Origin of the sequence: Phytopseudomonas seleniipraecipitans, from assembly GCF_900102335.1 — a bacterium.
GTDB lineage: Bacteria > Pseudomonadota > Gammaproteobacteria > Pseudomonadales > Pseudomonadaceae > Aquipseudomonas > Aquipseudomonas seleniipraecipitans.
On sequence record NZ_FNBM01000002.1, the window covers coordinates 31,022 to 52,243 of the forward strand.

The 21,222-nt window shown below is 59.8% G+C and carries 18 protein-coding genes; 9 read left to right on the plus strand and 9 right to left on the minus strand.

The window, feature by feature from the left end:
* Positions 1-3 precede the first annotated feature (3 nt).
* From BLS60_RS04895 to BLS60_RS04910, 4 genes are all read left to right on the plus strand, one after another.
* The gene (locus BLS60_RS04895; protein ID WP_092365425.1) at positions 4-792 is read left to right on the plus strand and encodes a hypothetical protein; all 789 of its coding nucleotides are present in this window, start codon (positions 4-6) and stop codon (positions 790-792) included.
* A 66-nt stretch (positions 793-858) separates the two neighbouring features.
* Positions 859-1,563, plus strand: coding sequence for a hypothetical protein (locus BLS60_RS04900; RefSeq protein WP_092365428.1), 705 nt, complete (start codon positions 859-861; stop codon positions 1,561-1,563).
* Positions 1,564-1,685: 122 nt separating this feature from the next.
* A complete protein-coding gene (locus tag BLS60_RS04905; RefSeq protein WP_167357646.1) occupies positions 1,686-2,495 on the plus strand; it encodes a hypothetical protein in 810 nt (269 codons plus the stop codon).
* 347 nt (positions 2,496-2,842) lie between these two features.
* Positions 2,843-3,820 carry an SDR family oxidoreductase gene (locus tag BLS60_RS04910; RefSeq protein ID WP_092365435.1) on the plus strand — a complete coding sequence of 326 codons (978 nt, stop codon included), beginning with the start codon at positions 2,843-2,845 and terminating at the stop codon, positions 3,818-3,820.
* Positions 3,821-4,005: 185 nt separating this feature from the next.
* Here the strand turns inward: BLS60_RS04910 and BLS60_RS04915 are convergent, their stop codons facing one another.
* On the minus strand, positions 4,006-4,386 hold the full coding sequence (locus tag BLS60_RS04915) for a termination factor Rho (RefSeq protein WP_092365438.1): 381 nt from the start codon (positions 4,384-4,386) through the stop codon (positions 4,006-4,008).
* Positions 4,387-4,582: 196 nt separating this feature from the next.
* On the opposite strand from BLS60_RS04915, the gene BLS60_RS04920 reads away from it, so the two are divergent.
* The 4 genes from BLS60_RS04920 (at position 4,583) to BLS60_RS04935 (ending at position 8,664) form a co-directional block, all read left to right on the plus strand.
* Positions 4,583-5,440 carry an SDR family oxidoreductase gene (locus BLS60_RS04920; RefSeq protein WP_092365441.1) on the plus strand — a complete coding sequence of 286 codons (858 nt, stop codon included), beginning with the start codon at positions 4,583-4,585 and terminating at the stop codon, positions 5,438-5,440.
* A gap of 261 nt (positions 5,441-5,701) precedes the next feature.
* The gene (locus tag BLS60_RS04925) at positions 5,702-6,808 is read left to right on the plus strand and encodes an ABC transporter substrate-binding protein (protein WP_092365445.1); all 1,107 of its coding nucleotides are present in this window, start codon (positions 5,702-5,704) and stop codon (positions 6,806-6,808) included.
* Between the two features lie 9 nt (positions 6,809-6,817).
* A complete protein-coding gene (locus BLS60_RS04930; RefSeq protein WP_070883298.1) occupies positions 6,818-7,870 on the plus strand; it encodes a FecCD family ABC transporter permease in 1,053 nt (350 codons plus the stop codon).
* Positions 7,867-8,664: an ABC transporter ATP-binding protein gene (locus BLS60_RS04935; protein ID WP_092365448.1), complete on the plus strand. Its 798-nt coding sequence runs from the start codon at positions 7,867-7,869 to the stop codon at positions 8,662-8,664. The genes BLS60_RS04930 and BLS60_RS04935 overlap by 4 nt, the downstream gene beginning before the upstream one ends.
* 12 nt (positions 8,665-8,676) lie before the next feature.
* On the opposite strand, the gene BLS60_RS04940 is transcribed toward BLS60_RS04935, so the two are convergent.
* From BLS60_RS04940 to BLS60_RS04955, 4 genes are all read right to left on the minus strand, one after another.
* Positions 8,677-10,791, minus strand: coding sequence for a TonB-dependent siderophore receptor (locus BLS60_RS04940; protein ID WP_092365451.1), 2,115 nt, complete (start codon positions 10,789-10,791; stop codon positions 8,677-8,679).
* Between the two features lie 229 nt (positions 10,792-11,020).
* Positions 11,021-11,698: a type 1 glutamine amidotransferase domain-containing protein gene (locus BLS60_RS04945; RefSeq protein WP_092365454.1), complete on the minus strand. Its 678-nt coding sequence runs from the start codon at positions 11,696-11,698 to the stop codon at positions 11,021-11,023.
* 102 nt (positions 11,699-11,800) lie between these two features.
* Complete coding sequence (locus tag BLS60_RS04950; RefSeq protein WP_244153363.1) at positions 11,801-13,186, minus strand: ATP-binding protein; 1,386 nt, start codon at positions 13,184-13,186, stop codon at positions 11,801-11,803.
* A 1-nt stretch (position 13,187) separates the two neighbouring features.
* The gene (locus BLS60_RS04955; RefSeq protein ID WP_092365457.1) at positions 13,188-13,961 is read right to left on the minus strand and encodes a response regulator; all 774 of its coding nucleotides are present in this window, start codon (positions 13,959-13,961) and stop codon (positions 13,188-13,190) included.
* A 192-nt stretch (positions 13,962-14,153) separates the two neighbouring features.
* On the opposite strand from BLS60_RS04955, the gene BLS60_RS04960 reads away from it, so the two are divergent.
* The gene (locus BLS60_RS04960) at positions 14,154-16,406 is read left to right on the plus strand and encodes a TonB-dependent siderophore receptor (protein WP_420848434.1); all 2,253 of its coding nucleotides are present in this window, start codon (positions 14,154-14,156) and stop codon (positions 16,404-16,406) included.
* Positions 16,407-16,522: 116 nt separating this feature from the next.
* Here BLS60_RS04960 and der read toward each other — a convergent pair whose 3' ends face one another.
* The 4 genes from der to hisS form a co-directional block, all read right to left on the minus strand.
* Positions 16,523-17,995, minus strand: a complete 1,473-nt coding sequence (der, locus tag BLS60_RS04965) for a ribosome biogenesis GTPase Der (protein ID WP_070883312.1) — start codon at positions 17,993-17,995, stop codon at positions 16,523-16,525.
* 115 nt (positions 17,996-18,110) lie between these two features.
* Positions 18,111-19,262, minus strand: coding sequence for an outer membrane protein assembly factor BamB (gene bamB, locus BLS60_RS04970; protein WP_070883313.1), 1,152 nt, complete (start codon positions 19,260-19,262; stop codon positions 18,111-18,113).
* Positions 19,255-19,893 carry a tetratricopeptide repeat protein gene (locus tag BLS60_RS04975; protein ID WP_070883353.1) on the minus strand — a complete coding sequence of 213 codons (639 nt, stop codon included), beginning with the start codon at positions 19,891-19,893 and terminating at the stop codon, positions 19,255-19,257. Before BLS60_RS04975 ends, bamB begins: the two co-directional genes overlap by 8 nt.
* Before the next feature lie 34 nt (positions 19,894-19,927).
* Positions 19,928-21,217: a histidine--tRNA ligase gene (gene hisS, locus BLS60_RS04980; protein WP_070883314.1), complete on the minus strand. Its 1,290-nt coding sequence runs from the start codon at positions 21,215-21,217 to the stop codon at positions 19,928-19,930.
* Between the last annotated feature and the right edge of the window lie 5 nt (positions 21,218-21,222).

Genomic DNA, 21,222 nt, shown 5'->3' on the forward strand with positions numbered 1-21,222 from the left:
TGAATGGCTAAGTCAGTTGAGAAAAATAAAGGCATCAAATTTAAAAGAAGGGAGTGGCTTTTTTTATTGTTGATTGTTGTACTTGTGCAACTGATTCTACATCAGGTCTCTCTATACTACGGCAGTAGTTCAACCGCTTTAGGGTACGTATCATTTGCCGGCACGATAGTATCAATTCTCCTGGGTTTGATTGCCATCATTTACTCATTTGTTCAGTCAATATCCCATGCGAACTCTGTAGCTGAAATAAAATCACAAGTAAAGCACTTGGTAAGCGCCGGAGATAGAATTGTTAAGCTGGAAAAGCGGTTAGACTCTTCCGCTGTTAAAATTGAAAGACTTACCGATAACTATATTGCGAGCATTGATGAGAATACCAAAGCCTCGCTAGTGGTTGCGCAAAATATAAAGGACGTATATCAGGTCGGTGAGGTGATGGGGGCGGGCGATCGCTCTGATGGCCATTTCAGTAGCGGTTATACTTGGCTAAATATAGGGTGCGCTATTGTTTGGTGGGCCGTTGTTAATAATAAAACTGCATATGATTTTGAAATTGAGCTTGGTGATGTATTGGCGCGTGAGTTAGACGTTCATCAAGAGTTTTTAAGCGGCTTGATGGTCGCTATGAGTGCAATGCTGGATGATAAGGGAGTTATTGAGGTTACGAATGTAAATGAGGGGGTTAGTTTCAATGGAAAACCTGGGTTTGATGATTATATAGGCCCAACGATAACTGCCATGAAAGAGAGTGGAGAGGAAAAATATATAAAGCTTTGGCAGGTTTTGAATTAATAATTAAATGCAGGCATAAAGAAAAGCAAAAGGGGAAAGAATTATTTATGAGCACAAGGAGTAGTGATGAGAGCTGACAAGGACGATGTTCCTGATTATATAAGGCCACGCAAGAAACAAGGCCCATGGCGCGCGCTGGCAATCCTGGGTGTTGGATCTGCAATCTTTTGGGGCTTAGTCACAGTATTTGCAAAACCCATCGTGATCGACGTGGCGCAGCTTAAACAGGCTATCCGCTTCGGCGGTGAACCCGTATTCAGTCAGCATCCTACACAGCCTAAGCAACCACCTAGCGAAGCGCTACAAGGCAACGATCAAGACTGGATCAGATCCAACGAAGCCCAACAGACCATCCAAGCCAACCGCGAGCTTGAAGAATGGTCACGCCAACGCGCACAGGAAACCCAAGAGCGGCAGACTTCATTTAATGACAGCAACTACAAGCCGAAGCCTATAGCTAACACATTCGCCGCATCTATCTACCAAGCAGAAGCCGTAAGCCAACCCCAAAAGCCGCTACGAAAAGAGGTGCGTGAAGTAACCAGATCAGGCACTTGGTCTTGGGAAAGCGGCCATCAGAAGAAAAGAGTTTTCGGGGAGTTTGATTGGATAGAGCGAAATGGGGTTATCGATCATTCCAGCGTTTGCCAGAACTATCAAAAAGGCTCACTGATTTACAGGGATTGCCGGAAGGGGGCAAAGGCAAAGTTTAAGAGCATGTGCGGCAGCTATCAGCCAGCCTGTAATCCTTCGAATAATATGATGCCATAAGTTTCTGCGGAAAACTGCGATTTGCCATATAAGAATGTTTGCAAGCGGCGCTGACGCGCAGGGTGCCAGTTATGGGCGAAGCGAAAGATCCAACCGTTCGATATGTTATCAGGAACAGGTATTTGAGTGCTGTTCGTGAAAGAGAAATAACTAAGGATGAGTATGATGCATTTAAAAGAAGCAGAGATATACTTAGCGCTGCGTTAGCTATAGAGGAGCTATTTGATATTCTTTCGGAAAATTACTCTGATGCAGAGGTGACCATCAAAAAAGCCTCCGAGTCCTATTTGGAGCTTGAAGAGTTTACTTATTATGCGTTCTATGAGTTGATGCGAATTGTTAATATCAAGCTTATAAACTTCATATCAATTGCAAGGTTTTATATAGATAACCTTGAGTCTAATTCAAACGAGATCGACAGGGCGGGACTATACCTTCGCATTAAGAAGAAGCAATCGGCGCTTTACGATGCAAGTATAGAATATAGAGTATTAGATCAGCTTAGGAACTATGCCCTGCATGCTGGCACAGTCGTGCATGGGATAAACGGTTCATTTTTAGCATCAAAGAATGATGATATAAATCCGACTGTTTTTTACGCTTCGAAATCGCGTATTTCCGAGCGGTCAGACAGAATAAAGCCAAAGGTTTTTGCCGAGCTTCCCGAAACGTTTGATTTGTTTGAATATATGAAGAGCGCAATGATCATTTATAGAGAGTTGCACTCTTATGTGACCAGTGAAATATCCAGCTATGTATTGAAAGCAAGAGCCCTTTTTGAAAAAGCTATAGAGGAAGCTGCGTCTACACTTGACGCAAAAACAGGAATTGCTGCATGTGTATATGTGGGAGAGCGAGAGAAAGAGTTCACGCAGATTTTTTTGGACTGGGATGATGTGCGCATAATGATTGCTGAAAAAAATAGACAGTAAAGCATGCTGCCTGCCGAGATAAAGTGTCGAAAACATTATGCCCCATAGCCACGAATCGACACCCTTAGAGCCCGAAGAATCACACACTGGCACGCACTGTGACGTAACGAAACCGCCTAAAAAAGAGTTCGATTCCCTCAGGCCACAACAAACTTCCCACCAAGAGAGCCCTGACCTTACAGGGCTATTCCGCCTGAAATTCTTAATCATACTCTAGCCCAAGCACTGCCCCACGTGACTCACTCTTCGATATCACTAGCAGATACGCTGTCTGCCCCCCGATCCGTCCACTGGAACCCCCACGCCTCTCTAAGCCTCTACTTCTCAAGAACCTACGAGACTTGAATATGAATGACGTTGATCGTCCGGTAGTGGTGATTTGTGGTGCCAGTGCAGGGGTGGGGCGTGCGAGCGCGCATGCGTTCGCTGCTGCTGGGTATGCGGTTGGCCTGGTGGCGCGCAGCGAAGAAGGTTTAGCGCAAACGGTTGAGGAGTTGCAGTCTTACAACGTGAAGACGCTGGCCATTAGTGTGGACGTGGCGGATGCGGAAGCGCTCGCCCAGGCAGCGCAGCGATTCGAAGCGGAGTTGGGCGCGGTTGCGGTGTGGGTCAACTCGGCGATGGTGACGGTATTTTCGCCCGTCGAGCAGCTGCTGCCGGATGAAATCAAGCGGGTCACCGAGGTCACTTACCTGGGCACTGTGCATGGCACCATGGCGGCGCTTTCGTTGATGCGGCCACGCAACCGTGGCGTGATTATTCAAGTGGGTTCAGCGCTGGCCTATCGCGCCATTCCGCTGCAAGCCGCCTACTGCGGAGCGAAGTTTGCGGTGCGCGGTTTTACCGACTCGCTGCGCTGCGAGCTGATTCATCAAGGCAGCGGCATCAAGCTGTGCATGGTGCAGCTTCCGGCCATCAATACGCCGCAATTCGATTGGGCGCGCAACAAGCTGAGCAAGCAGGTGCAGCCGGTTCCGCCGATCCATGATCCGCAGGTGGCTGCGCGCGCCATTCTCAGTGTCGTCAACGCGCCGCCGCGGGAGCTGTGGCTTGGCATAACCACCGTGAAAGCGATCATGGGCACGCTGTTGTTTCCCGGCCTACTCGACAGGCTGATGGCGCGTAATGCGTGGCCGGGGCAGATGACCGGCGATGCCGAGCAGACGTTTCAAGCGGGCAACCTGTTCGAACCGGTGAATGGCGTGCATGAGGTGCGTGGCCGCTTCGCTCGTAATTCGCGCCAGCGCGCATGGGCGCTGAGTGCAAGCCGAGTGAGCGCAATCGTGGTGATCACCGCGTTGCTGGTGGCCTTGCTGTTGTTTTGAGGTGTATAGCTACGCCTTAACCAGCGGTGGCGCTGATCGACAAGCCGAATGTTTGCACTTATCGACAACGCCACCACCACTGAGGAGGGCCAGTGAGCGCGGACAAGCGGTGATAGTCCGCCAGGCCGTCCCGTCAGAACGCGTTATTCATTGCGGCAATGCACACGGCGGACGGGACTGCACCGTCACTGGTGTTTACGTAGCGCCTCGATCAGCTGCGCTTTACTCATCGTCGAGCGGCCGCTGATGTCCTTGCTGCGCGCTTCTTTCAGCAGGCTTTCCTTGGTTTGCGTCTCCAGCGAGTCGGTAGAAGCGCGTGGTTTGCCTTCACGGGTTTTGGCAGCGCGTTTGGCCGAGTCAGAGCGTGCGGTCTTCTTCTCGCCTGAGTCGGTCTTCTTGCCGGAGCCGCCGGATTTCTCGCCACCGCCGGACTGTTTGTTGACGGTTGCCCAGGCCCGCGCTTCGGCCTTATCACTGGGCACACCCTTGTTCTCGTAGCTCTCCTCGATGTGCTCGGCTTTGCGTTTTTGCTTGTCGGTGTATTTGTCTTTACTTCCGCGTGGCATGGCGATCACTCCTCAGCAGGCCTTGGTACGCATGTTGAAACTGGCCCCGGTGCCCGAGTGCCGCTGGCTGGACGAATGGCAGCAGCGGCACCAACCTTTCGTCGATACAGCAGGCGATTTCATTCAACTTCCACGCAGGTGCAGTTCTCCGAAAAGAACCACGACAGCAATTTCCTTTTGCACAGGAGAGACAGTAATGCGTACCTACCCGACTCCGCCCTTCCCCGCTCAGCCTCAGCCCGTGCCGGGCTCGCAGCGCAAGATGCAGCCTCAGCCGGACTGCGGCGAGCAGAGCTATACCGGCAGCGGCCGGCTCAAAGACAAGGTCGCGCTGATTACCGGCGGCGACAGCGGCATTGGCCGCGCGGTGGCCATCGCCTTTGCCCGCGAAGGCGCGGATATAGCGCTGGCCTACTGGGAAGAACACGAAGACGCCAAAGAAACCGCCAGCTGGGTCGAGCAGGCCGGACGGCAGTGCCTGCTGCTGCCGGGTGACCTGGCCAACAAGGCGGTGTGCCAGGACACCGTGGCGAAAACCGTTGAGCGCTTCGGGCGTATCGATGTGCTGGTCAACAACGCGGCCTTCCAGATGACTCGCCAATCGCTCGAAGACATCCCCGACGAAGAATGGCTGCGGACCTTCGATGTGAACATCACCGCCATGTTCCGCCTGTGCAAGGCAGCGGTGCCTTCGATGCCGAAGGGCGGCTCGATCATCAACACCACCTCGGTGAACTCCGATGACCCGACGCCCATGCTGCTCGCCTACGCAACCAGCAAGGGCGCAATCGCCAACTTCAGCGCCGGCCTCGCGCAGTTGCTGGGGCCGAAGGGCATCCGCGTCAACAGCGTCGCGCCCGGCCCGATCTGGACGCCGCTGATCGTCTCGACGATGCCGCAGGAAGCGGTGACCTCGTTCGGCGAGCAAACGCCGTTGGGCCGGCCGGGTCAGCCAATCGAGGTGGCGCCGATCTATGTGCTGCTGGCCTCCGACGAAGGCAGCTACATATCCGGCTCGCGGTATGCGGTAACTGGCGGCAAGCCCATTCTCTGAATACTCGAGAAAGCCAAACGCGAACAGGCCACTCGACACAATCCTGCTGAACTCAGGTGAGCATTAAAGGCCCACCCCAGTTCGCCCATCCCCAAGCCCTGCTCCGGCAGGGCTTTTTCATGCTCGATGATGCTGGTAGCACGGGTGCATCTCCGCGGCCCTGCGCCTGAGCGTTGCCACTCGCAATGCAGCACGGCACAAAGCGCTGCCGGCTGCGATCAGAGTAGAATGCGCCAATCGATTACAGGAACGCCCCGCACCATGACCAGCCCCTCGTTTCGCGCGCCAGTGGTAATGCTTATTGCTTTTCTTTTATCTAGCCTTTCGTACGCAGCACCGAAGCAGGTGACCGATGTGCTGGGGCGTAGCGTTACCGCCTCTCTCCCCGCCAAGCGAGTTGTCCTTGGGTTCAACTTCGAGGATTACATGGCGGTAGGCGGCGAAACGGCTTTCGATTCGGTCGTGGGTATTTCCCGTGGTGCCTGGGAAAAGAAGGTGCCGATGAACTGGCAACTGCACGTCGCCCATCGGCCGGCGCTCGAGCAGCTGCCGGATGTCGGCGAGGTGGAAACGCAGAGCTTCTCGGTGGAGAAAGTGCTCAGCCTTAACCCTGACCTGATCGTGCTGACGGACTGGCAATTTCAGGCGCTGCCCGACGAAGTCGCCCGCCTGGAGAAAGCGGGCGTACCTGTCGTGGTGATCGATTACAACGCCCAGACGCTGGAGCGCCACGTGGCGTCGACCTTGCTGCTCGGTGAAGTGACCGGCCAGCAGGACAGAGCCCACGAGCTGGCCGACCTGTACAGCGCGGCGGTCAACGACGTGCATCAGCGCATTGCCGCGGCGCACAAGCCCAAGCCACGCATCTATCTGGAGTTCGGCAACAAGGGTCCGGCCGAATACTCATTCACCTATGGCAAGAACATGTGGGGCGCGCTGGCCACGGCTGCGGGCGGCGACAACATTGCCGCGCCGTATGTGGAATGGTGGGGGCCTATCAACCCCGAGCAGGTGTTGGTCGCTCGGCCTGAGGTGATCGTCATTTCCGGGCGTGAAGACAACACCAACCCTACCGCGCTTTCCATGGGCCCCGGCGTGGACCCGGCCACGGCGCGCAAGCAACTGCAGGCATTCGCCTCGCGCCCCGGCTGGGCTGCGTTGCCTGCCATTCGTGACGGCAGGCTCTACGGTGTTTATCAGGGCGCCTCGCGTAGCCTGGGTGACTTCGCCATGCTGCAGTTCATCGCCAAACAGTTGTATCCGGACCTGTTCGCCGACCTTGATCCGCTGGCCAATTACCTGAACTACCACCGCAAATATCTGCCCGTAGCGGCTGAGGGCACCTTTGCCATCAGCGCCGATGAGTAAGCCCTGTTCATGACGCTTTCCAACCTCGAAACAGACGCCATCGCCCAGCACCGCTTGCGCGAGCGCAAACGCTGGCGCAACTGCCTGGCATTCCTGCTGCTGTGCGCCGCCTGCCTGGTACTGGATATCGCCACGGGGCCTTCACTGCTCTCGCCGTGGGATGTACTCAGTTCGCTGCTGAATGTGGGCGATCGCCAGCCGATGACCGATACCATCGTGCGTGACCTGCGCCTGCCGGTGGCGCTCATGGCCCTGGCGGTCGGCGCAGCGCTGGGCGCCGGTGGCGCGCAAATGCAGACCTTGCTGAACAACCCGATGGCCAGCCCCTACACCCTGGGCATGGCCGCCGCTGCCGGGTTTGGCGCGGCGCTGAGCCTGGCCTTCGGCAGCTTCGGACTCGGCCCGCTGATTGGCGTGCCGCTGGGTGCGTTCGCGTTCTCGATGCTGGCGGTGGTGTTCCTGTTCGCGCTGGCCACCCTGCGCCAGGCCGGCAGCCACACGATCATCCTTGGCGGCATCGCCATGCTGTTCCTCTTTCAGTCGCTGCTCTCGCTGGTGCAGTTTTTGTCTTCACCGGAACTGTCGCAGCAGATCCTCTTCTGGCTGTTCGGCAACCTCGGTAAAGCCACCTGGCTCACGCTGTCGATCACCGCAGCAGTGACGCTGGTGTGCTGCGCGATTCTGATGGGCGATGCCTGGAAGCTGTCCGCCTTGAGCCTCGGTGAAGCACGGGCGGTGAGCCTGGGTGTGAATATCCGCTGGCTGCGGCTGAAGATTCTGATTCTGGTGGCGATCATGACCGCGACGGCGACCAGCTTTGTCGGGGTGATTGGCTTTATCGGGCTGGTATCGCCGCATATCGCCAGGATGCTGGTAGGTGAAGATCAGCGATTCCTGCTGCCGCTCTCGGCCATTTGCGGCGCCTTCATGCTGTCGGCGGCGTCGGTGCTGTCCAAGTCGATCCTGCCCGGCGCACTGTTTCCCATCGGCATCGTGACGGCCATCGTCGGCGTGCCGTTCCTGCTCTGGCTGATTTTCGCGCCGCAAAGAGGCAGACCATGATCCAGCTCAACGACCTCGCCATCAGCCGCTCCGGGCGGCCCATCATCAGCGGGCTGAATACGTGCCTTGAAGCGGGCGCCATCCATGTCGTGCTCGGCCCCAACGGGACCGGTAAAACCACCCTGTTGCGCGCGTTGATGGGTGATCTACCGCTGGCAGGCGGCAGCATCACGCACCGACAGAGCAGCCTTACGGCGGGCACCCACTCGCGTCGTGTGCTCGACAGCTGGCGCAAGGATTTTGCCTACATGCCGCAGGACTGCAGCACTGAAGTGTCGCTGTCCGTGCTTGAAGTCGTGGTGCTGGGCAATCTCGGTCAGCTTGGCCTGCGTCTGGACGATGAGCTTCTGGAGCGCGCGATGAGCAAGCTCTCGCAGGTCGGCATCGGTCACCTGGCGGGGCGCGGTATTGGCTCACTCAGCGGCGGGCAACGGCAGATGGTGTTCTTCGCTCAGGTGCTGATGCGCGAACCCAAGGTCATGCTGCTCGACGAGCCCGTGAGCGCGCTGGACCTGCGCCATCAGGTCGCCCTGCTCGACCGTGTACGGAACGAGACGCGCAGCCGCAATCTGGTGACTGTGGTGGTGCTGCATGACCTCAACCTGGCCTGCCAATACGCCGACAACCTGCTGGTGCTGGTCGACGGCACGCTGGCCGCCAGCGGCCACCCACGCGATATCGTGACGGCCGAGCTTCTGCAAACTACCTACGGCGTGGCGGTGGACATTCTGCGTGATCGTCACGACCGCCCCGTGGTGCAGCCGCTCTCCGGCCAGGCGCTGGAACACGCCTGACCGGTCGCCGGGTCAGAAGGTGTACGCGAATCCGGTCTGCACGGTTCGCGGCTCGCCCGGGTAGGCGTAGAAGTTGAAGGCGCCCTCTTCGTAGCCCTTGTTGAAGACGTTGCGCACGTCCAGGTTCAGGCGCAGGTGCTCGTTGACCTGATAGAAGCTGAGCAGGTCGGTAACCGCGTAACGCTCCATGGTGTAGGTCTGCGCAGCCGTCTGGCCGGCACGATCATCCACGTACTTGAAGTTGGCACCCAGGCCCAAGCCACGCAGCGCTCCATCGCGGAACTCGTAAACGCTCAGCAGGTTGAAGCTGTTGCGCGGGATGTTCGCCTGGCGGGTGCCACGCGGCAGCGAGTTGTCGCGCGTGACCTCGGAGTCGGTGTAGGCATAGCCACCGATCACCCGCCACTCGGGCGTCAAGTCACCTGCCACGTTGACTTCGAAACCGCGGCTGCGTACTTCGCCAGCGGCGATGCGGTAAGCAGAGTCAACCGGGTCGACTGTCTGCACGTTTTCCTTGGTGACATGGAATACCGCGGTATCGATGTTAAGCGCACCATCCAATGCTTCCCACTTCACGCCCAGCTCGTAGGCTTTGCCCTCCTCCGGCTCGAAACCGCCGCCCAGACGCGACGCGCCGGAGTTGGGCTTGAAGGATTTGGACGCGTTGGCGTACACGGCCACTCTGTCGGTGAGGTCATAAATCACGCCGACGCGTGGGGTCACCGCGTTGTCGGCCTTGTTCCAGTCAGCATTGACCGGGCGCAGATCGTCGTAGTCATGCTCGAAGCGTTCGAGGCGCACCCCGCCAAGCACTTTCAGGCGCTCGGTGAGGGCGACCTGGTCCTGCACGAAGGCGGCCCAGGTTTTCAGTTTCTCGCGATCATGCGTGGTGATATTGCCCAGCGCGGGCCGCGGCTGACCAAGGACCGGATCAAAAATATTGATCGGGTACGCTGCGGTCGAACGATTGATGATCGACTGGTAATCGTAATTCTCGTACTCCACGCCGGTAATCAGCGTGTGGCCCAGGCCGAAGGTCTGGAAGTGCCCGGTGAGGTGCAATTGCACGTCATGGTCAGTCCATTCCAGCTTGCGGTAGTTGAAGTTGCGATTGAGGGTCACTCCATCGGCCGCCACGCCATTGGCTTCCACCGCATTGCCCTTGAGGGAGCCGTCGAGGTACTGATAGCCGCCACTCAACGCCCAGTCATCATTGAGCTGATGCTCGAAGCGCAGCTGCACCATGGCGTTATCGTTGTGCAGCTTGTTGTCAGTGCCCTTCTCCCAGTAATAGGTCGAATGGCTGGGCTGGCCGCGTTGGGTCGGGTAGTGGGTCAAGCCACGATCCAGCGGGTGATTGTTACGCATGAAATCACCCTCCAGCACGATGCGCGTGTCGTCCGTCACCTGCCAGCTCAGCACCGGCGCGATGCCATAGCGCTCGCTTTCCACGTCATCACGAAAACTGTCACCGCCTTCGGCCATGACATTCAGGCGATAGGCTAGGCGGCCTTCCTCGTCGAGCGGGCCGCTGGTGTCCAGCGTGCCACGGCGCAAACCCTGATCGGTGAACTGGCTGCCAACCGTCGTACGTTGTTCGGCCAATGGCTGCTTGGTGATGACGTTGAAGGTGCCACCAGGATCACCGCGACCATAGAGCGTCGCGGCTGGGCCACGCAGCACTTCGACTCGCTCCAGGGTGTTGGCATCCGGCGAGTTGGGATAACCGCGATTGATCGGGAAGCCGTTGCGATAGAACTCGCCGGTGGTAAAGCCACGCACTGTGAAGGTGGTCAGGCCCTGGCCGCCAAAGTTGTTGGCACGGCCTACGCCGCCCGCCTGATCCAGCGCCTGCTGCAAGCGAGTCGCGGAGATGTCTTCGATCACATCACGGGACACCACGCTCACCGACTGCGGCGTCTCGTGCAAGGCGGTATCGGTGCGCGTAGCACTGGCCGAACGCGTGGCGCCATAACCAAGCACAGGGCCCGTGGCACTCTCGCTTGTGCCGGTTACCACCGACTCCGGCAACTCGAGCGCTGCATCGGCAGGAATAGCCAACGTTTCGGCATGGATGGAGGCAGAGCACAGCGACAACAGACAGATTGAAACCCGATTCCAACGCATGACATGGCGACCTAGATTTTGAAGGTCGCGATTCTATGCCAGATGCAACTGACTCACAATTGCATTAAGAAGGCTCATTGCCGAAATACGTCCATAAAAAAAGCACGGGGCCAATCGCCTGATTGACCCCGTGCTCTCGCGGTAGCTGAACAGCGCCAGGCCTTTCAACCTGGAGCCTGGCGCTGAATCAGCCGGCCAGCAGCGACGATGGATGACTCATTGGCCGTGATTACTTGAGTTGTTCAAGCAATGCCTTGGCGGCTTCTTCGGAACTGGCAGGATTCTGGCCGGTGACCAGCTTGCCATCGGTGATCACGAACGACGCCCAGTCCGCACCCTTTTCGTAGTGCGCGCCGAGCTTCTGGAACTCATCCTCGATCAGGAACGGCACCACGTCGGTCAGTTGCACACCAGCTTCTTCGCTGTTGCTGAAGCCGGTCACGCGGCGCCCTTTGATCAACGGCGAGCCGTCAGCCGCCTTGACGTGACGCAGCGCACCAGGCGCGTGGCAAACGAAACCGATCGGCTTGCCGGCGCGCTCGAAGGCTTCGATCAAGCTGATGGAATGCTTGGACTCGGCCAGGTCCCACAGCGGGCCGTGGCCACCCGGGTAGAACACGGTATCGAAGTCTTGCTGGTTGACGGTTTCCAGCTTCACCGTGCTGGCCAGGTGTTGCTGGGCCTGAGGGTCAGCCTTGAAGCGATGAGTCAGTTCGGTCTGCGCGTCCGGCTGGTCGCTCTTCGGGTCCAGCGGCGGCTGGCCACCAGCCGGCGAGGCCAGGACGATCTCAGCGCCGGCGTCTTTGAAGACGTAATAAGGCGCCACGAATTCTTCGAGCCAGAAACCGGTTTTGGCACCCGTGTCGCCGAGTTGGTCGTGGGAGGTCAGAACCATCAGTACTTTCATCGCGAATTCCTGCTTGTGGCGGTAGGGTTATGCTTAGTGGCCTGAAAAGCTGTGGAGTGCCCGAAGCTTTTCACATCGACGGATCGAGCGGGCCTCTGCCGCCTACTTTGGCAGGCATACCGTAACCGTCAGGCCACCGCCCTGGCGATTGCCAAGAACCAGCTCACCACCGTGACCACTGACGATGCGCTTGGCGATACTCAGCCCCAACCCGTAACCGCCTGAACGCTGGTTGCGTGATGCGTCGCCGCGTACGAAAGGGTCGGTGATGCTGGCCAACAAGGCCTGATCGATACCCGGACCGCGGTCCTCGATAACGATGCTCACGCCCTCATCAACTTCGCTCAGCCTTACCGACACGTAGCAGGCGTAACGCAGGGCGTTTTCCAGCAGGTTTTGCAGGCAGCGTTCCAGCAGCACCGGGTTGCCGCGAATCAACGAAGCACTGCCGGTGATGGGCAGCGGCTCGTGTGCCGTCGCCAGCTCGCCGCACAGGCGTGCAAGCAGGCGCCGGATATCCACAGGTTCGGCCATGCCGGGCTCGGCGGCATGCTGGAAATCGAGAACCTGGGCGATCATCGCGTTCATCTGCGCGATGTTGTCGATCAGCCGCTCGCGCTGAACGGCATCATCGAGGCGCTCGATGCGCAGCCGCATGCGTGTCAACGGTGTACGCAGGTCGTGAGAGACGGCAGCGATGAAATGCGCCTGCTCGCGCATCATGGCGATCAAGCGCTGCTGCATGACATTGAAGGTGTGGGCCGCCTCGCGTACCTCCAGCGGCCCGCTCAGCGGCAGCGGCGCTTGCTCCAGGTCGTTACCCAGACCACGCGCCGCCTCGCTGAGGCGCTGCAACGGGCGCAAGCACAAACGCACCGCCAGCCAGCAGATGCCCAGCACGGCAAGAATACGCAGCACATACACGCGCAGCACATAGTCGGCGATCAGCGCCCAGGCCGACTCGCCACTCCAGCCTTGTTGCTCATGACCGTCGACTTCCAGCCAGCGACCGTCAGCCTGCGGCACGGCGAAACGAATATGCGCCCGTGCGGTATCGAGGCCGAACAGGCTGCGCCACACCAGCGGCCTGCCCTGATCATCAGTCAGCCGCGCCTCCAGCAGCTTGATCACGGGCTCGCGGCCTAGCTCGTAGGCCAGTGCCTGGTTCAACAGCAACTCGATACGCCGGCGTCCGCGCTTGTCGCCGACCTCGGCGACGGGCTCGCCGGTTACGCAGCGCACTTCATAGCCGGCCGGCGCGGGTAACGCTGCGGCAGCCTCGCAGCCCCGCTCGATCAACCCTGCAGTGCGGCTGGCGGCCAGGCGTGCCGGCGCCTCCAGCACCTGGGCGAAGCGCACCTCGAACCAGATGCTGCTCGACAGTAACTGAATGGCCAGCACGCCACACACCATGATCAACAGCAACTGAGCGAACAAGGTCTGTGGCCACAGGCGTTTCAACCGGGCCACGCCGGGTAGCGCATGCATGTCAAAGCGCCGCGTGGTTAGCAGCGACGCTGAACAAATAGCCTTCATTGCGGATGGTGAGAATCTGCAGCCGCTCGCCGCCCTGCTTGAGGTGCTGGCGCAGACGGCTGATGCACATGTCCACCGAACGGTCGTCGGGCATGTGCGCGCGGGCAAAGGCACAACGGGTCAGGTGGTCACGGCTGAGCACCCGGTTCTGCGCAGTCAGCAGTTCGGCCAGCACGCGGTAGTCGGAACGCGGCAATAGCAGCGCGTTGCCGTTCGGCTGAATGAGCATGCGTTTGGCGTGGTCGAGTCGGTAACTGGCAAAGCAGGTCGGCGCGGTGCTCTCGTTGATGACCTCGGTTTGTTTACGGGCGCGCGTAGCGCCGGCACGGCGCAGCACCGCCTTGACGCGTGCCAGCAATTCGCGAGGTTCGAAGGGTTTGCTGAGGTAGTCGTCGGCGCCGACTTCCAGGCCGACGATACGGTCCAGGGCCGTGCCTTTCGCCGACAGCATGATCACCCCGGGGCCATTCAATGCTTGCACCTGACGGCACAGGCTGAGGCCATCTTCACCGGGCAGCATCAGATCGAGAATCAGCAAGTGCACCGGCTGTTCGTCGAGCTGCTGCCACATCTCCCCGCCGCTGGCCGCCGCCAGCACGCGATAGCCAGACTCGCTCAGGTACTCGCAGAGCAGCTCGCGTATTTCGTCGTCATCGTCCACGACCAGCAAGGTGTCTATCCCTGCCGGCGCGCTGCACGGCCTCGCCTGGCCCTCGTTACGTTCCATTACACGCCCATACAAACCGAGAAATTGCGCTGCCTGCGCGGTACTTAGAATAGTAACAAGAATCTCATGCATATGAGAATTTATGCCAACCCGATACGGACCATCATGACAACCATTACGCCTAATCGCCCCTCATCCGCCGCCCGCGCCTTGCCATGCTTCCCCTCCCGCCAGACGCTGCTTACCGCCGCTATGGGTTTTAGCGCAGCGTTACTCGCCGTACCGGGATACGCCGCGCCAGAAGCGCAGCGCGGCGCCTTGGAAATTGGCGCCATCAGCATCGAAGACAGTGCGATCAATCCCGACGATGCCACCCAACAGCTCGGCTATACCGTGCGTGGCAGCGCCAGCTCCACAGGCCTGACGCTGACGCCGCGGCAAACCCCGCAGAGCGTCACCACCATCACCAGCCAGCAGATGGAAGATCGCGGCATCACCAACATCGAGCAGGCGCTCGAGACTACTCCCGGCGTCAGCGCCGCGAAATACGAGCTTGGCGGCCGTACTGAATTCCGCGCCCGCGGCTACACCATCAGCAACTGGAAAGTGGATGGCCTGCAAACCGTCGGCGAAAGCGGTTTCAGTGGCAGCGGCAACGCCATGAACATGGACATGTACGAGCGCATCGACATCGTTCGCGGCGCCAATGGCCTGCTCGGCGGCACGGGCGACCCATCGGCCACCGTCAACCTGATCCGCAAGCGCCCTGGCCGCGACTTCGGTGGCAGCGCCTACCTGACTTACGGCAGCTGGGACAAAACCCGCCTGGGCGCGGATTTGAACCTGCCACTTTCCGAAGATGGCCGCCTACGCTCGCGTTTCGTGGTCACCCAGCAGGAAGCCAATTCCTTCCGTGACAATCAGTCGGATCGTGCCCGCGCGGCGCTGGCCAATGTCGAATTCGACCTGACCGACAGCACCACCCTGGGTGCCGGCTACCAGTACGAATACGCCAAGTACGTGGGCAGCGGCTGGGGCGCCAACGTGCCAATCTGGTACGCCGATGGCAGCAAGACCCATCTCTCGCGCAGTACTAACGTGGTGCCGAGCTGGAGCTTTTCGGATTATGAAACCCACACCACCTTCGGCTCCCTTGCCCACCGTTTCGATAACGACTGGGCGCTGGACTTCAAACTCGCCCAGAGCAAAACCGAGAGCGAAGGCAACCGCGCCCTGGCCAAGGTCAACGCCAGCGGTGGCGGCCGCTATGGCGGCTACTGGAACCAGGATGGCAGCGGCGCCATCCTCAACTCCTTTTACAGCAGCAATGACACCACGCAGCAGTCCGGGCAGGTCGACCTGAGCGGCCCGTTCCAGCTGTTCGGCCGCACCCACCAGGCGATGTTCGGCTACAACGACAGCCGCACCGTCAGCTGGAGCCCGCAATACACCTGCACTTTGTTCAGCAACGCGGGCGAGAAGAGCCTGGGTACCGGCTGCCAACTGCGCGCCCAGGCAAACGGCCCAACGGCCGGCCCGGTGATCGACAACTGGCACAATGGCGTCAATGACGACTTCTATATCGACGCAGCGAAAACCGGGCGCCACGGCAAGATGGTCACTCGCCAGCAGGGCTTGTACGCCGCCACTCGCCTGAGCATCACGGAGCCGCTGTCGATCATCCTCGGGGTGCGCACCAGTGATTACCACACCCGCAACGTGAGCGCCGCCGGCGCGCGCACCAGCCAAACCGAATCAGGTGTGGTGACGCCTTACGTGGGCGCCATCTATGACCTCAACGATACCTACTCGGTGTATGCCAGCTACACCGATGTGTTCACGCCGCAGGCTTCGGAGACCTCAAGCGGCAACCGGGTCGAGCCCATCGTCGGCCAGAGCTACGAAAGCGGCATCAAGGGCGAGTGGTTCGACGGCCGCCTGAACGCCTCTGCCGCCTACTTTCGCACCAAGCAGGACAACAAGGCGGTCACCGATGGGGACAACCTGACGCCAACCGGTGCCCAGGCCTATATCGCTGGCAGCGGCACGGAAACCGACGGAATCGATATCGAGCTTGCTGGCGCGCTCACCGAGAACTGGAATATCTACGGTGGCTACACCTACCTGCACTTCCGTCGCCTGGACAGCGATGGCCGCAGCGATCCCTCGCACCTGTTCAAGGCTTCCACCACCTATCGCCTGCACGGTCCGCTCGAGCGCGTGACCCTCGGCACGGGCGTCAGCGCTCAAAGCAACATCCGTGCGTTGTCCAGCCCAGCCGGCGCGCCAACCGCCCGGGTGAGCAACGGCTCGACCGACGTCAACTGGTCCGGCTACGCGATCTGGAACGCCATGGCCAAGTACGATATCAACGATGACACCGACGTCTCGCTGAACGTCACTAACCTGTTCGACAAGACCTACTACACCCGTTACGGCTTTTACGCCGGCGCTATCTACGGCGACCCACGCAGCATGTCGGTGACCCTGCGTACGCAGTTCTGACCACCAGCGCAGGAAATGAAAAAGGGGTAGCTACAGCAGTAGCTACCCCTTTTCTTTACAGCCGGTAAAAACGCGATGCCGGGCTGAAGCGGGTCGCGGCCCGCCTGCCCTGTCGATCAGCGCTTGTCTTTGCGCTTCTTGTCAGCCTTCTTGTGGTGGCTCATCAAGCGACGCTTCTTGTTCACCTGGCGGTCGGTGAGGGTGTTCTTGTTACCTTCATACGGGTTTTCGCCGCCTTTGAACTCGATGCGGATCGGCGTGCCGACCAATTTGAGAACGCGTCGGTAGGTATTTTCCAGATAGCGGATATACGACTTGGGCACCGCATCGACCTGGTTACCGTGAATCACGATCAACGGCGGGTTGGCACCACCCAGGTGGGCATAACGCAGCTTGATGCGGCGATTGTTGACCATCGGCGGCGCGTGCTCACGCACGGCGTCTTCGAGGATCTGCGTCAGGCGGTTGGTCGGCCAACGGGTAATCGCGGACTGGAACGACGCCTGCACCGACTTGTACAGGTGACCGACACCGGTGCCGTGCAGCGCCGAGATGAAGTGGATGTCAGCGAAGTCGACAAAGAACAACCGGCGTTGCAGCTCGGTCTTCACATAGTCGCGTTCGCTGGGCTCCATGCCATCCCACTTGTTCAGGGCGATGACCAGTGCACGGCCACTTTCCAGCACGAAGCCGAGCAGGTTGAGGTCGTGGTCGACCACACCTTCGCGGGCGTCCATGACGAACACCACGACGTTGGAATCCTGAATCGCCTGCAGGGTTTTTACCACCGAGAACTTTTCCACCGCCTCGAAGATCTTGCCGCGACGACGGACGCCAGCGGTGTCGATCAGGGTGTACTTCTCGTCATCACGCTCGAACGGGATGTAGATGCTGTCGCGGGTGGTGCCGGCCTGGTCATAGACGATGACCCGGTCTTCACCGAGCATGCGGTTGACCAAGGTCGACTTGCCGACGTTGGGGCGACCGATGATGGCCAGCTTGATGCCGTCCTTCTCGCTCGGCCCGGGAATGCGCTTGGGTTCCTCGCCCTCGGCGACCACCTCGGCCTCTTCGCCTTCGACCGGCTCGCCGGCATCCTTGGGGAAACTGCCGATGGCAGCTTCGAGCATCTGGGTAATGCCGCGGCCATGAGCACCGGCAATGGCCAGGGCTTCGCCCATGCCCAGGGGTGCGAATTCGGCGCGAGCCAGATCCGGGTCGAGGTTATCGACCTTGTTGACCACCAGAAAGCTGCGCTTGTTGCGCTTGCGCAGGTGCTCGCCAATCATCTGGTCGGAGGCAGACAGCCCGGCACGGGCGTCGACCAGGAACAGCACGGCATCGGCTTCTTCGATAGCCTGCAGAGACTGCTCGGCCATCTTCGCGTCGATGCCTTCCTCGTCACCGGAAATACCGCCGGTGTCGATCACGATATAGGTGCGCCCCTGCCATTTGGCCTCGCCGTACTGGCGGTCGCGGGTCAGACCCGAAAGGTCCCCGACGATCGCGTCGCGGGTGCGGGTCAGGCGGTTGAACAGGGTGGATTTACCGACGTTCGGCCGGCCCACCAGGGCAATTACGGGAACCATTCGGCTCTCCACTTCGTTATTTCAGAAAATACAAAAGCCGCTGCACAGGCAGCGGCCACAAATCTTGCGCTATCTGCCCTGCTCGCCCGGCATCACCAAGCGAGCAGAACGGGGCTTACTTGATGGTCAGTGCCACCAGTTTGCCGCCGTTGCCGAAGGCGTACAGCCAGTCGCCGACGACCAACGGGCGGACACGCAGGCCGTCGCTGTCGATACGGGTACGACCGACGAAGCGGCCATCGACCTGGCTGACAAGGTGCAGGTAGCCCTCGAAATCGCCAAATGCGACGTAGCTGGAGAACACCTCAGGTGCCGACAGCTGCCGACGCGCCAAGGCATCGTTGGTCCACAAGGCCGAAGCCGAGCGCTCATCGATGCTTTCCACGGTGCCGCTGGCCAGGGTCACGTAGACGTTACCGAAACCTTGCGCCACGCCCATGGAGCTGGACGCTTCGCGCTGCCAGAGCACCCGGCCGCTCTCCAGATCGAGAGAGGCGACGCGACCCTGATAAGTAACCACATACAGCTGACCACCGGAAAGCAGCAGGCCGCCGTCGATGTCGACGATACGGTCCAGCTCGGAACGGCCTTGCGGAATGGCAACACGCTGTTCCCACACCGGAATGCCACGCTGGGCGTCCAGCGCGATGACCTTGCCGCTGGACAGGCCGGCGATGGCCAGCTGATTGGTCAGTACCGGGCTGCCAGTGCCGCGCAGGGTCAGTACCGCCGGGGTGTTTTCAAAGATCCAACGCTGCTGGCCGCTGTAGGCGTCCAGCGCAACCAGCGTGTCGTCCTGGGTTTGCACCAGCACGGTGTCGCTGCTGATGGCCGGGGCGGAAAGCACTTCGCTCGGCACCTTGGCGCGCCATTTCTCTTCGCCAGTGGATGAATCGAGAGCGATCACTTCACCCTTCAAGGTGCCGACCACGACCATGCCATAGGAAGCGGCTACGGCGCCGGAAACCGGTACGTCCAGTTCCTTTTTCCAGGTGACCTTGCCGGTGGTGCGCTCCATCGACATGATCAGGCCTTCGACGTCAGCGGCGAAGATCTGCTCGCCATCGACCACGGGCTCGAGCATGTTGTAGATGTCGCCCTGACCGTTACCGATCGAGCGGCTCCACTCTTTCTGCAGCTTCACCTCTTCCTTGAAGTCAGGCAGTTCGGCAGGCGGCAGTTCTTTCTTGCTGTTGCTGCTGCAACCGACGACCAGAACGGCCAGGGCCAGCAGTGCGGCATTCTTCCAACGCATCACGTCATGCATCCCCTTTGGCCAGGTCGTCGATCTTCATCTGCAGACCACCCACGGCAGCCTCTTCAGACAATGCACCCTTGGCTTTCACATAAGCGGCGTGGGCATCGTCGGTACGACCGAGCTTCACCAGCAGGTCGCCCTTGAGTTCTTCGCGGCTGGCCAGATAAGCCTGGTCGGCGTCGCCATCGAGCAGTTTCAGCGCGTCGTCGGCTTTGTCCTGGGCGGCCAGCACGCGAGCCAGACGCTGACGCGCGAGCTCGCCAAGGGTCTCGTTGGCAGGCTTGTCGACTACACTGCGCAGCTCAGCCGCAGCATCATCCAGCTTGCCAGCCTCGACCGCGACCTTGGCCACGAACAGGCTGCCGTATTGAGCGTATTGCGTGCCACCGAAGTCACTTTTCAGCTGACCTGCCAGTGCGGCCACTTTCGCAGCATCAGGCTCGCCGCTTGGCGTCATGGCGGATTCCAGCAGTTGCTGGTAGATCAGCGAAGCACCTTGAGCCTGGTTGCTCTGGTGGTTCTGCCAGGCCTGCCAGCCAAACACTGCGATCAGCGCCAGGGCGCCACCGGCCAGCAACGGCTTGCCGTTGCGCTGCCACCAGTCTTTCAGGCCGGCCAGTTCATCATCATCGCTACTCAACGCCACCCCAATACTCCTTTAATCGCTAAATCGCTCAAGCCTGCTGGGTGCAGGATGCCAAGTGGCCGGCAAGATCCGACCAGGCAATGCTCTGTTGTTCGCTGTCATCGCGCAAAGGTTTGCAACCTACCACGCGAGCAGCCAGTTCGTCCTCACCCAGAATCAATGCATAGGTGGCGCCGCTCTTGTCGGCCTTCTTGAACTGACTCTTGAAACTGCCGCTGCCGGCGTTAACCAGCAGGCGTAGCCCCGGCAACTCGGTACGCAGATTCTCCGCCAGGGCCAGCGCTGCCAGCTCGGCAGCCTCACCAAAGGCGCAGATAAAGGCATGTGCCGGGCGGTTCAATTCAGCCGGCACGCGCTGCAGGGTTTCCAACAGCAGCACCAGGCGCTCGACACCCATGGCGAAACCGACCCCCGGTGTCGGCTTGCCGCCGAACTGGGTGATCAGGCCATCGTAACGGCCGCCAGCGCATACCGTGCCTTGCGAGCCGAGCTTGTCGGTAACCCACTCGAACACCGTGCGGCCGTAGTAATCCAGGCCCCGCACCAGCTTGGGATTGATTTCGTAGGCGATGCCGACCGCATCGAGACGCGCCTTGAGGCCCTCGAAATGCACGCGGGATTCTTCATCCAGGTAGTCATGCAGAGTCGGCGCATCAGCGAGCAACGCCTGAGTGGTGGCCACCTTGCTGTCGAGGATGCGCAGCGGGTTGGTGGTCAGGCGGCGTTGGCTGTCTTCGTCGAGCTGGTCGAAACGCTCTTGCAGATAGGCCACCAGCGCATCGCGATACACCGCACGGGCTTCGCTGGAGCCCAGGCTGTTGAGTTGCAGGGTGACTGCATCGCTCAGGCCCAGTTGCTTCCACAGGCGCCAGGTCAGCGTGATCAGCTCGGCATCGATGTCCGGCCCAGGCAGGTTGAAGACTTCAACGCCGATCTGGTGGAACTGCCGATAACGACCTTTCTGCGGCTTCTCGTAGCGGAACATGGGGCCCGCGTACCACAGCTTCTGCACCTGACCGCCGCCAGTCATGCCGTGCTCGAGCACGGCGCGCACGCAGCCGGCAGTGCCTTCCGGGCGCAGAGTCAGCGACTCGTTATTACGGTCGAGAAAGGTGTACATCTCCTTGTCGACTACGTCGGTGCCCTCGCCAATGCCACGGGCGAACAGTTCGGTGAACTCCAGAATCGGCAGACGCATTTCCTGATAGCCGTAGCTGTCGAGCAGCGTTGCCAGGGTAGTTTCCAGGTAACGCCAGGCCGGGGTCTGCTGCGGCAGAATATCGTTCATGCCACGAATGGCTTGCAGGGACTTGCTCACTTGTT